Source organism: Actinoplanes sp. NPDC051633 (assembly GCF_040681735.1).
Classification (GTDB): Bacteria; Actinomycetota; Actinomycetes; order Mycobacteriales; family Micromonosporaceae; genus Actinoplanes.
This window is the reverse complement of sequence record NZ_JBFAZH010000103.1, coordinates 1-12070: the sequence shown is the minus strand read 5'-3', so window position 1 is coordinate 12070 and position 12070 is coordinate 1. Positions and strand designations below refer to the sequence as shown.

Below are 12070 nucleotides of genomic sequence, written 5' to 3'. Positions count from 1 at the left end.
GCCGGCCGCAGCTGCACCCAGAGGTCGTCGGTGGCGCTGTAGGTGAGCCAGAACCCGGCGGAGCGCGTCAGATCGGCCTGCGCCTCGAACTGGTTGCCGAGCCAGACCACGGCCACGTGCCACTCGGCGTTGACGAACTCGATCCTGGCCGCGTACCCGTGCCGCGTCGGCACCAGCATGCTGCCGGTCGCGGGGATGGTCGTGCCCTCGCCGCTGGCCAGCCACTGCTGGAGCCGGTCGATCGAGGGCGTGGCGCACTCGCGGGCATGGGCGCTCGCGGAGCCGGGCGCGACCAGCAGGCCCGTGGCCAGCACCATCGCCGCGATGACCGCAGCCGTCCGGCTCCGCATGACGATCTCCTCGCTTCAGTAAAGTTTCTTAAATCTTGCGCGCCGACGACAACGCAGTCAAGAACATCGATGAACTCGCCGTGACCGCCGGCCGGTGGGATCGTTGCTGTGCGCATCGGCACAATCACCCGGCGTCCCCAGACTTGAAGCATTCCAGATTATCGACAAGACTTTCCTGGAGCTGAAGAGCCGGAGACGTGCACAGAGAGAGGACTGACGTGTCGGACCAGAAGGACGCGACAGAAAGCGTCAGTGAGAGCGAAAACCCGATGATCCCGGCGCCGACCGCCAAGCCGGGGCGCCCCGCCACGAACAAGGACTGGTGGCCGGAGAGTCTGAACCTTTCGGTGCTGCACGCGCATGCGCCGCAGGGCAACCCGCTCGGTGCCTCCTTCGAGTATGCGAAGGAGTTCGCCAAGCTCGACGTCGACGAGCTGAAGAAGGACATCCTCGAGGTGATGACCACCTCGCAGGACTGGTGGCCGGCCGACTACGGCCACTACGGGCCGCTGTTCATCCGGATGAGCTGGCACTCCGCCGGCACGTACCGGATCGCGGACGGCCGTGGCGGCGGTGGCAGCGGCGCTCAGCGCTTCGCCCCGCTCAACAGCTGGCCCGACAACGTGAGCCTGGACAAGGCCCGCCGCCTGCTCTGGCCGATCAAGCAGAAGTACGGCCAGAAGATCTCCTGGGCCGACCTGCTGGTCTTCACCGGCAACGTGGCGTACGAGTCGATGGGCTTCAAGACCTTCGGCTTCGGCTTCGGCCGCGAGGACATCTGGGAGCCGGAGGAGATCTTCTGGGGCCCCGAGGACACCTGGCTCGGCGACGAGCGCTACAGCGGCGACCGTGAGCTGAGCGGCGAGGTGGCCGCCGTGCAGATGGGGCTGATCTACGTGAACCCGGAGGGCCCGGCCGGCCACCCGGACGCGCTGGCCTCCGCCCGCGACATCCGCGAGACGTTCGGCCGGATGGCGATGAACGACGAGGAGACCGTGGCGCTGATCGTCGGCGGCCACACGGTCGGCAAGGCGCACGGCGCACACCGGCCCGACCACCTCGGCCCCGAGCCGGAGGGCGCGCCGCTCGAGCAGCAGGGTCTGGGCTGGAAGAACCGGGCCGGCACCGGCGTCGGCGCCGACGCGCTGACCAGCGGCCTCGAGGGCGCCTGGACGGCCGAGCCGATCAAGTGGGACAACGGCTACCTGGACAACCTTTTCGGGTACGACTGGGAGCTCTCCGAGAGCCCGGCCGGCGCCAAGCAGTGGAAGCCCAAGGACGGGGCGGCCGCCGACCAGGTGCCCGACGCCCACGACCCGTCTAAGCGGCACGCGCCGGTCATGTTCACCTCCGACCTGGCCCTGAAGATCGACCCGATCTACGAGCCGATCGCCCGGCGCTTCTGGGAGAACCCGGACCAGCTCGCCGAGGCGTTCGCCAAGGCCTGGTACAAGCTGCTGCACCGCGACATGGGCCCGATCGAGCGGTACCTCGGCCCGTGGGTCCCCGAGGCGCAGCTGTGGCAGGACCCGGTGCCCGCGCCCGACCACGAGCTGATCGACGACGCCGACATCGCGACTCTCAAGGCGCAGCTGCTCGACTCCGGCCTGTCGGTGTCCCAGCTGGTCTCCACGGCGTGGGCGGCGGCGGCGAGCTTCCGCGGCACCGACATGCGCGGTGGCGCGAACGGCGCCCGGCTCCGGCTCGCCCCGCAGAAGGACTGGGAGGTCAACAACCCGGCGCAGCTCGCCGAGGTGCTGCCGGTCCTGGAGCGGATCCAGCGGGAGTTCGGCAAGCCCGTCTCGCTCGCCGACGTCATCGTCCTGGGCGGCGTCGCGGCCGTGGAGAAGGCGGCCAAGGACGCCGGCGTCGACGTCACGGTGCCGTTCGCGCCGGGCCGCGGCGACGCGTCGCAGGAGCAGACCGATGTGGACTCGTTCAAGGTGCTGGAGCCGGTCGCCGACGGGTTCCGCAACTACGTTCGGGCCGGCGTCAAGCTCTCGCCGGAGACGCTGCTGGTCGACCGGGCGTACATGCTGAATCTGACCGTGCCCGAGCTGACCGTGCTGGTCGGCGGCCTGCGGTCGCTCGACATCAACTACGGCGGCGCCAAGCACGGCGTGTTCACCGACCGGCCGGGGACGCTGAACAACGACTTCTTCCGGGTCCTGCTCGGCATGGACACGGAGTGGTCGGCGGGCACGGGCGAGGAGGGCGTCTACGAGGGCCGCGACCGGGCGACCGGCGAGGTCACCCGCACCGCCACCGCCGTCGACCTGGTCTTCGGCGCGAACTCGCAGCTGCGGGCGTGCGCCGAGGTCTACGCCTCGGACGACGCGCAGGAGAAGTTCGTGCGGGACTTCGCCGCGGCCTGGAACAAGGTCATGAACAACGACCGGTTCGACCTGGCCAGGAAGTAACCACCCGGCCGGAACGCAGGTGGATGGTCTGGTCGGCGATCTCGATGACCCGCGGGTCGTGGGTCGCCACCACCGCCAGCGTCCCGGTCCGCACCACCACGGTGAGCACGTCCAGCACCAGCTGGACGTGCTCATCGTCCTGATGGGCGGTGGGCTCGTCGAGGACGGCCACCGCCGGCGCCAGGACCAGCGCGCGGGCCAGCGCGGTCCGCTGCTGCTCACCCACCGAGGTGTCCCGGGCCGGGCGGTCGGCGATCGGCGCGAGCCCGAGCCGGTCGAGCAGATCGGGGTCGCCCGTCCGGCCGCGCAACCCCGCGGGCAGGAAGGCGTTCTCGGCCACCGTCAGCTCGGGGTCGAGCGCGAGCCGCTGGGGCAGCAGCGACACCTCGGCCCAATCCTTCACCGAGTGTGCCGGGCGGTCCCGCACCAGCACCCGGCCCTCGGACGGCGGCATGATCCCGGCGATCAGGTGACACAGCGTCGTCTTGCCCGAGCCGGAGCGCCCGGCCAGCACCGCCACCTGCGCCGCCGGCAGACTCAGGCTGACGTCGTGCAGGACGCCGGCGTGCCGCACCTCGTGCGTTTCGACGATCATGACGGCGGATGCAGCTCGACGTGGCCGTCGGCCAGCGTGACCACGACCCGGCCGTCCGGGAAGAGCGGCAGCATCTCCTCGGGGAGTTGCAGGCGGCCCTGGCCGTCGATGGTCGCCGTCCGCTCACGCCCGGTCTCGTGCTCCGTGGACAGCACGCCGTGCCGCAGCCGGAGCACCGTGTCGGCCGCCTCGATCGCTCGCGCATCGTGCGTGGCCAGCACCACCGCACTGCCCTGGTCGGCGCACGACCGCAGCAGCCGCAGCACCAGCGCCGCGGACTCGTCGTCCAGCTCAGCGGTCGGCTCGTCGGCGATGAGCAGCGCCGGCGGCCCGACCGCGGCGGCGGCCACGGCCAGGCGTTGCTGTTCGCCGCCGGACATCGTGCCCGGGTAGGCGTCGCCGAGGTCGGTCAGCTCGACCGCCGCCAGCTCGGTGCCGGTCGGGGACAGCCCGCGCAGCCCGGCCACCTGGGCGATCTGTCCGCGCGCGGTCAGCTGCGGGAAGAGGCTGTGCGCCGGGCGCTGCGCCACCCAGCCGATCTCCCGCCGTCGCAACCGCTGCAGCTCACGGCGGGACAGGCCGGACACCAGACGGTCGCGGTGCCGCAGCTCGCCGCTGGCCGGCCGTTCCCGCAACGCGAGCACCGCGAGCAGCGTGGACTTGCCGCTGCCGGACGGCCCGGTGATCGCGGTGATCCGGTCGCCGCGCACGACGACGTCGACGCCGCGCAGCGCCTGCGTCGGTCCGGTCGGCGCGGCGTAGAGCTGCAGGAGCTCGCGCCCCGAAAGAAGGTCAGTCGTCACGGTAGGCGGCCTCCTCCGCGCTCGCGGAACGGGCGGTGGTCAGCAGCACCGCGCCGATCGTGCCCACGACGGCGATCGCCGCCGCCGCCATCAGACCCAGCGGCGACAGCCGGAAGGCGAAGGCGGGCTGCAGGCCCGGTTGATCGTCCAGCAGGCGGCCGCCGAGCGGCGCGAGCGCGGCCACTGCCGCCACGGCGGTGCCGAGCGCGATCGCGGCGAGCAGGACGAATTCGAGCACCCGGGCGCGCGCGACCCGGGCCCGGCCGAAGCCCACCCGCGCCAGCATCAGGTCGGCGGGGCGGCGGGCGGCGGCGGTGCGCTGGGCGTACACACACAGGGTCAGCACCGCGAGGAGGGCGAGATAGCCCGCCACCGCCAGCTGGTAGCCGCGCGCCCGGCCGGTGGCCACGTACGCGTCGCCCTGCCGCAGCTCGGCGGCGGTCTCCACCCGCTCCGGCTTGACGTCCTGCGGGGCCACCACCGCGTTGATGCCGGCCGCACCGTTCCGGCTCCACAAGTAGGTACGCGCGAACATCGGGCTCGGCCCCAGGCCGGACCGCGGCCGCAGACGCGGATCGGACGGCCCGTCGATCGCGGCGAACATGGCGTCGGCCGAGACCACGTACATCGGGCGGGGCTGCATGCCGGGGAACGCGGGCACGCGCGCGACCAGCTGCAGATTCTGCGGCTCCGCGTAGCCCAGGTTCACGGCGATCGTGTCGAGACCGCCCGATGCGGGATCGGCGACGGCGATCGCCGGGATCGGTCCATCGTGGCCGGCGGGAACGTCGATCGCGTCGAGCGCGGCCCGGGCGGCGGCCAGGTCGGCCCCGCGGCCCCACAGCGCCACGTCCCGGAACCGCTCGGCGTCGATCAACAGCATGTCGCGCTGGTCGTAGTCGAGCGGTGTCGTGATGTCGGCGCGCCACACCACCGTGTTGCCCGGCGGCAGCGGCGGGTTGCGGACACCTGGAACCGGGGTGACCGGCAGCGGTTCGCCGACCGGAGGGTCCGGCGGGGTCAGCGGGGCCTGCGGGTCGAGCTGCCACGAGCCCTCCAGCGTCGCCACGCCCTCGGCGCCGGCCGCCACCGCCACCCGGTCGTCGGCGGAGTCCGCCGTGGACTCCAGCGCGGACAGGGCGAACAGCAGCATGCCGAGACCGGTGGTCACGACCACGACGGCGAGTCGCCGCTCGACGCCGCCGGAACGCAGGCGGCGCGCGGCCAGCCAGGTGACCGCACGACGGGGGTTGCGCGGAAGGGCGCGGCGGACGGCCGTCAGGCGGCCGGTGACGACCGCTGCCGCGGCGAGCACGAGCAGGGGTACGAGCAGGTCGACGCCGCCGCGCGTACCCGATGCTCCGGACAGCCCGGCCACCGCCACGATCGCCGCGACCACCACCAGCAACCCCCACGGCAGCGCTCGCCGCAGTGTCGCCGGCGGAGCCGGACGCACGCGCCGGAAGGCGGCCGCCGCACTCACCCCAGCCACCGTCAGCAGCCCGGCCGCGGCGGCCGCGGCGGCCGCCCACGCGGCCGTTACGGGCGATTCCACCAGCCGGCCGGGCGGACCGAACCGGGCCACCAACTGCCACGCGACCAGCCAGCCCAGGGCGGAGCCGAGCAGCGCCGGCAGGAGATGCTCGAGCAGCCACAACGCGCCGATGCGCAGCGGCGGCAGGCCGACCGCGACGGCGTGCCGCAGCTCCCGTTCCCGGCGCCGGATCGACAGCACCACCACCGCCAGCACCGACGCCAGCCCGATCACGATCGCCGCCCACTCGATCGGGCGGGTGCGTTGCGCGACCGCGAGGTTGGTCGCCGTCGCGGCCGCCGCCATCCCGCCGATGCCGCTGGCGAAGCGCAGCGAGAGCGGATCGTCCTGATCCTCCACGCGGGTCGTCGCGTACCGGCGGCGCATCTCCTCGACCTGGTGTGCCGTGGCCCTGGCCTCGGCGAGGGTGGCGCCGGCGGTCAGGCTCGCCTCGGCACTCCACAGGATCTTGTCCTCGACGTCGGTCGCGAGCTTCTCGACGGTCGCGATGTCGCCGACCACGAGGTACGAGGACAACGTGCGGTACTCGGTGTCGCCGGGCACGTCGAGGCTGCGTAGCGACCAGGTGGGACCGGCCGGCAGCCGCCCGTCGACCGCGTACACGCCGGCGATCCGGACCGGGGTCCGCTTCGGCTTCCCGTTCTTGCCGGCCCGGACGGCCAGGACCACCCGGTCGCCGGCCCGGGCGCCGATCTCGGTCGCGAGCGGCACGGGAAGCCACACACCCTGCCCGGGAACCGTCTCGCCCACCGCGGTCAGTTCGGCGCGCGGGTCCTCGACGGCGTACAGGCGTCCGCGGTCCGTCTTGCCACCCAGGCTGACCGTGGACTCCCAGAAGGTCGGGCGGAGCAGCTCGGCGCCGATCGACCCGCCGGTCAGGCGCGGCGCGTCCAGACCCGGGATCGCCCGCATCTCGGTGAGCACCGACCGCTGGTCGAGGGCCGAGGGTCCGGCGTCGACGGAGAGCCGGACCACGGCCGCGTCGCCCTGGCGGGCGGTGACCGGAACGGCGGCGCGCCGGGCGTCGAAGGCGGCGTTGCCGGAGGCCTCGGCGAACATCGGGCTCGCCGCGCAGGCCGCGGCCGGAACCAGGAAGGCGCAGACGGTCAGCACCGACCAGGCGCGCTGCCGCAATCCGCCGAACACACCCGCGGCGGCGAGGCGATCCGGCAGCATCCCGAGATCCTCGCACAACGGCTCAGCCGATGACGGGGCAGCGCGCCGGTCGACCGTCCGCATAAGATCTGCGGGTGCTCCGATCGGGAGCCGTCTATCTGCACACGGGGGTTTGCTGTGCGCATACACGTGCGTGCATGGGGAAGTGCGCTCATCGTCGGCGGCCTGGCCGCCGGGATTCTGACCGGCAGCGCCGCGTCCGCGGTGGGCACGGCCGAGCCGGTCGCCGACGGCGAGCTGCCGTTCGTGGCCAAGGTCACCTTCGGCGAGGAGCGTGATCAACGCAGCTGCACCGGCGTCCTGGTCGACAGCCGATGGGTGGCCACCAACAAGTCCTGCTTCACCGACGGCTCGGGCCCGGTCGCCGCGGGCACGCCGGCCCGGCCGGCCACCGTCCTGGTCGGACGGACCGATCTCACCAAGGTGACCGGCTACCGCGTCGCGGTCCAGTCGCTGATCCCGCATCCGGATCGCAACGTGGTGCTGGCCGAGCTCTCCGCCGCCGTCGAGGGCGTGGCGCCGGTCAAGCTCGGCGCCGCCGCCGAGGTGGGCGAGACCCTGCGGATCGCCGGGTACGGTCGCACCGCCACCGAGTGGGTGCCCGATCGCCTGCACGCGTCGTCCTTCACCGTGCAGTCGGCCGACGCCTCGTCGTTCGATGTGACGGGCGCGGCGCCCTGAAAGGGCGATGCCGGCGGGCCCGCGTTGCGGGAGGCTGCGGGCGGCGTGGTGGAGCTGGTCGGGATCAGCGACACCTCGTGGCAGAAGGGTTGCCTGGGTGAGACCGAGACGCGCGACGGTGCGGTCGAGACCCGAGTCGACGACCTCGGCGACTGGATCCGGGCGTCGACCGCCGCGCAGCCGCAGGGCCTTCGCGAGCCGGTCACCGGCGAGTTCACCCGCGACGGCGTCGAGGACCTGATCGCCGCGGACTCCGCGGGCAAGCTCTGGCTCTACCCGGGCACGGCGGACCGCACCAGGTGGGGCACCCGGATCGACATCGGCACGGGCTGGAGTCCGTACCGCGAGTTCGCGGTCGGCCGGATCAACCGTGACCAGTACGACGACCTGCTCGCCATCGAGACGGCCAGCCAGAAGCTGTGGCTCTACCCGGGCACCGCGACCGGCGGCCGGTTCGGCACCCGGGTCGAGTACGGCTCGGGCTGGGGTCCGTTCCGCGACATCGCGATCGGCCGGGTCAACGCGGATGCCTACGACGACCTGCTGACCGTCAAGGACACCGACAGCAAGCTGTACCTCTACAAGGGGAACGCGGGCGGTGCGCACTTCGACGCCGGCGTGGCCTACGGCACCGGGTGGAACTGCTGCGCCCAGCTGACCCTCGGCCGGTACAACGACGACGACTTCGACGATCTGCTCACCGTCGACAAGGCCACCGGCCGGCTGCGCCTGTACGCGGGCCGGGCGGACGGGACGCAGTTCGTGCCCGGGGTCGACCCGGGCGCCGGCGCGACCTGGGCGTCCTCGGCCTTCCTGACCCGCGGCCGGTTCGACGGCTCGGGGCTCGACGGGCTGCTGAAGGTGGACGCCACGAGCGGGCAGACCGCGCTGATCTCGCGGACGGCGGCCGGCGCCTGGAACGCCGCGGTCCCGCCGGTGGGCCGGGTCGTGACACCGACACCGGCCGACCTCACCAAGATCGCGGTGGGCGAGCTGAACCGGGACGCGTACCAGGACCTGATCGGGGTCGACCCCGCCGGTCTGCTGTGGCTCTACCCCGGCACGGCGGCGAACACGTGGGGGCCGCGCGTGCAGGTGGGCTCGGGCTGGGCCAACGGTCGCGAGCTGGTGATCGCCAAGGCCAACCGGGACAACTTCGACGACCTGATCGCGCTGGAGATCTCGACCGCGAAGCAGTGGCTCTACCCGGGCACCGCGGCCGGCACGATCTTCGGCGTCCGCCAGCAGATCGGCTCCGGCTGGGGCCCGCACCACGACATCGCGATCGGGCGGGTCAACCGCGACGACTTCGACGACCTGCTGTCGATCAGCGACGCCGACAACAAGCTGTACCTCTACAAGGGCAACGCGGCCGGTGGGCACTTCGACGCCGCGGTGGGCTACGGCACCGGCTGGAACTGCTGCACGCAGGTGACCCTGGGCAGCTTCAACGGTGACGAGTTCGACGACCTGCTCACCGTCGACAAGGCCACCGGCAAGCTGCGGCTCTACGGCAGCAAGGCCGACGGTTCGCAGTTCGACCCGTCGGTCGACCCGGGCGCCGGCGACCGGTGGGCCAACCGGACCGAGCTGGTCGGTGTGCGGTTCGCCGCGGGTCAGCACGACGGTCTGCTGGCCAAGGACCCTTCGGGTGAGCTGCTGCTCTTCCCGGCGACGCCGAAGGGCTCCCCGGACTGGGCGGACCCGGTCCGCATCGGCCCGCGCGACTAGCACTGGATCGGCTCACCGCGACGCGAGCATACCGTCGAGCTCGGCCGCCGCCCGTAACAGGGCGCGCGACCGGGTGGCGATGCTCGCGTCGCGTGCTGCCACCATGTCCTGCCAGTCGCCGCTCTGCCGGAGCTGCGGCAGGACGGCCCGGATCTGCGGGATGCGGTAACCGGCGAGGCGCAACTGGTGCACGATGCGCGCGTCGCGCACGTCGCCGGGTGTGTAGGCACGGGACGTCCCCGCGCGATCCGGCTCGACCAGGCCCTCCGCCTCCCAGTGGCGCAGCGCCGAGGGCCGCACGCCGAGCGCGTCGGCCAGCTCCGAGATGCTCATCGCGTCGGACGGGCTCGGGTCGTTGATCGGCTCGGCCGCGATCGCGGCGACGGCCTCCTTGGCCAGGGCGAGGTCGCGCCGCTCGGCATGCAGCCGCGCGTGCGCCTCGTCGAGGAGGGCGAGCAGGTCGTCGGCGCGCAGGATCCGCTTGGCCTCGACCGGTCCGACGCCCGCGGCGAGCGCCCGATAGGCCAGCGCGGCCCGCACGTGGGCGTCGGTGTATCGGCGGTATCCCGTCGCCGACCGCTGCGCCGGCGGCAGGATGCCGTCGCGTTCCAGGTTGCGGATCTGCTGGACCGAATAGCCGGCCCGCTGGGCCACGTCTGCCGTCCTCACGGTGTCCCCTCGAACCGAAAGTCTCCATAAGCACTTCAATGAAACACTTGAACCATGGAGATCGGCGACATCATCGAGCAGGTCGAGGCGATGGGCGGGGTGCTGACGATCAGGCCGCAGGCCGGCGACGGTTCACCCGAGATCGCCTGGGGCGACGTCTTCTTCTACTACGCGCCGGACGGTGTGGTGCCCAGGGGCCAGCCCTTCGCGACCATCGTGACCAAGAACTATCCCGACGACGAGTCCTCGCGCCTGGACCGCCCCGGCGTCTTCCGCCTGAACATCGCCGCGTCCAAGGGGGACTTCGCCGAGTGGGCCGGCCAGGAGGTGGATCCGTCGGACGTCGACGTTCTCTTTCCCCATCCGGTCTACGGCAGCGTGGCGTGGCTCTCGGTCGTCAACCCCGGAGCGGGAACGGCCGAAGCGGTTCGTGACCTGCTCGCCGCGGCGCATGACCGGGCGAGAGGGCTGCACGAGCGTCGCCGGTCGACGCCGTGACGTTTTGCCGGTTTTGTGCCGCGCCGCCGCCACCCCCACCCCTGCACTGGGTGGGTCGGAGACTAGCCGCCGGGTGTGACCGTTTCCGGCGGTTGTCCACAGACCACGGTCACGGCAGCCGACGCCGGCCGGCGAAGCCCAGATCCGCGCGGTGATACCACGCCAGCTCGGCATCGCCCTCCAGCCAGCACAGCAACACCGGCACCCCATCGAGATCTGCCGGGAAGTCGACGAGCAGCGGCGCGACGCCCTTCAGCTCCGCGCCCGTCTCCTGCACCGCCGTCATCAGCTCGTTGAGCCGGGCCTCCGCCGCCTTGCGCTCCGGCACGCCACCCAGCTCGGTCGGAATGCCGGACGCCAGCTCGACCATGTCGGCCCGCACCACCACGATCTCGTCGAGGATCGGCCGCAGCCGTGCCAGCTCCGCCTTGGCCTCAGCCACCGTGAACAGACCCATGGCAACAGACCTTAGGTCCAGTAGAGGATGCGGCACTCGGGGAGGCGCTCGGCAATCTGCGCCTCGAACCAGGCTCGCAGCGCACCCATCGTGTCCGGCGGGTACACGTACTTCACCGCGCCGAACTTGCCGTGCTTCCGGCTGCGCGACGGCTCGTCCATCTCCAGGTGGGTGCGCGGATACCAGCCCAGCAGGACTTCTTTGCTGCCCGGCGTGAAGCGGTGGGTGATCAGCTCGGCCGTCATGTCCAGGCCGGGCACCCCGGCGACGGCCGCGGCAACGTCGTCGAGCAGCCGGCCGTACTCCGACTGCCAGTCCGCGGCCGGCATGATCGGCGCGATGGTCAGGCCCACCGGGTAGCCGTCGAGAGCGAGGCGGCGCAGCGCCGCCAGCCGGTCGGCGAGGCGGCTGGTGCCGCCCTCGAAACGGGTGGTGACGGGCAGGCAGTTCACGCTCAGCCTGATCCGGGTACGCCCGGAGTGCGGCAATCCGACGAACGGACCCACGTAGTCGAACTTCGTCGTCCAGCGCAGCTGCACCGGCGCGTCCCACTCGCCGAAGAACGAGACGGCCCGCCGCCAGCTCCCGGTCAGGTGGTCCAGGGCCAGCGGGTCGGTGTAGCAGGACGCCTCGAACGTCGTCCCCTCGTCGCGGCGGGCCGCCCGCCGGCTGGTGATCGTGCCGCGGCCCGCGTAGTCGGCGAGCCCGCCGAGGATGTCGTCCAGGTCGGCGTAGACGCGCGTGACCGGCGGCCCGGAGAGCGACCCGGCCAGGTAGCAGTACTGGCAATGCGCCGGGCAGCCCTCGGCCAGGTCGAAGCGCCAGTCGGCGCTGGGCGCGATCGGCTGCAGCTTCCGCCGGGAGGGCGGGCTCACCACGATCGCCATGGTGGCCTTGGCCCGCGCGTACGTTTCCCGGTCGGTCGCGCCGCGTACCCCGGTCAGCCTGTTTCCGGCAAGCCTTTCCACCTCGATGCCGGCGGCCTCGACCTGCTCCATGATCCGCAGCCCGTGCGGGTGGTCGTACGCGGCCGGCGTCGCCACCACCCGCTTCGGCATCCACCGCCGCGCCGGCCGTGCGGGCGGCGCGGCTGTGCTGCTACCGGCCGCTGAGCCTTCGGCAAGGGCGGAGAACC

10 protein-coding genes and 1 pseudogene are annotated in these 12070 nt (G+C 72.5%); 4 read left to right on the top strand and 7 right to left on the bottom strand.

The features are described 5' to 3' along the window. Positions 1–350: pseudogene (locus tag AB0M20_RS09030) on the bottom strand (hypothetical protein); the annotation flags it as partial. Between the two features lie 269 nt (positions 351–619). Here AB0M20_RS09030 and katG point away from each other — a divergent pair. Further along, positions 620–2770 carry a catalase/peroxidase HPI gene (katG, locus tag AB0M20_RS09025; protein WP_364296087.1) on the top strand — a complete coding sequence of 717 codons (2151 nt, stop codon included), beginning with the start codon at positions 620–622 and terminating at the stop codon, positions 2768–2770. Here katG and AB0M20_RS09020 read toward each other — a convergent pair. The 3 genes from AB0M20_RS09020 to AB0M20_RS09010 are packed head-to-tail and all read right to left on the bottom strand — an operon-like array spanning position 2733 to position 6899. Then, a complete protein-coding gene (locus AB0M20_RS09020) occupies positions 2733–3365 on the bottom strand; it encodes an ATP-binding cassette domain-containing protein (protein ID WP_364296085.1) in 633 nt (210 codons plus the stop codon). The two genes, katG and AB0M20_RS09020, sit on opposite strands and share 38 nt — an antisense overlap. Next, positions 3362–4168 (bottom strand): ATP-binding cassette domain-containing protein, encoded by an 807-nt coding sequence (locus AB0M20_RS09015; RefSeq protein ID WP_364296083.1) that lies wholly within the window; start codon positions 4166–4168, stop codon positions 3362–3364. The genes AB0M20_RS09020 and AB0M20_RS09015 overlap by 4 nt, the downstream gene beginning before the upstream one ends. Next, positions 4158–6899 (bottom strand): FtsX-like permease family protein, encoded by a 2742-nt coding sequence (locus tag AB0M20_RS09010; protein ID WP_364296081.1) that lies wholly within the window; start codon positions 6897–6899, stop codon positions 4158–4160. Before AB0M20_RS09010 ends, AB0M20_RS09015 begins: the two co-directional genes overlap by 11 nt. Positions 6900–7028: 129 nt before the next feature. Here AB0M20_RS09010 and AB0M20_RS09005 point away from each other — a divergent pair, with 129 nt between their 5' ends. Beyond that, positions 7029–7580 (top strand): trypsin-like serine protease, encoded by a 552-nt coding sequence (locus tag AB0M20_RS09005; RefSeq protein WP_364296079.1) that lies wholly within the window; start codon positions 7029–7031, stop codon positions 7578–7580. Positions 7581–7625: 45 nt separating this feature from the next. Beyond that, on the top strand, positions 7626–9311 hold the full coding sequence (locus AB0M20_RS09000; protein WP_364296077.1) for a VCBS repeat-containing protein: 1686 nt from the start codon (positions 7626–7628) through the stop codon (positions 9309–9311). A gap of 12 nt (positions 9312–9323) precedes the next feature. On the opposite strand, the gene AB0M20_RS08995 is transcribed toward AB0M20_RS09000, so the two are convergent. Next, the gene (locus AB0M20_RS08995; protein ID WP_364296075.1) at positions 9324–9980 is read right to left on the bottom strand and encodes a MerR family transcriptional regulator; all 657 of its coding nucleotides are present in this window, start codon (positions 9978–9980) and stop codon (positions 9324–9326) included. 54 nt (positions 9981–10034) lie between these two features. Here AB0M20_RS08995 and AB0M20_RS08990 point away from each other — a divergent pair, with 54 nt between their 5' ends. Beyond that, positions 10035–10478, top strand: a complete 444-nt coding sequence (locus AB0M20_RS08990; RefSeq protein WP_364296073.1) for a DUF6194 family protein — start codon at positions 10035–10037, stop codon at positions 10476–10478. Between the two features lie 109 nt (positions 10479–10587). Here the strand turns inward: AB0M20_RS08990 and AB0M20_RS08985 are convergent, their stop codons facing one another. After that, positions 10588–10935 carry a DUF2203 domain-containing protein gene (locus AB0M20_RS08985; RefSeq protein WP_364296071.1) on the bottom strand — a complete coding sequence of 116 codons (348 nt, stop codon included), beginning with the start codon at positions 10933–10935 and terminating at the stop codon, positions 10588–10590. Positions 10936–10946: 11 nt separating this feature from the next. Further along, positions 10947–12070, bottom strand: a 1124-nt coding sequence (locus AB0M20_RS08980) for a spore photoproduct lyase family protein (RefSeq protein WP_364296069.1), incomplete at its 5' end; no start/stop codon positions are given.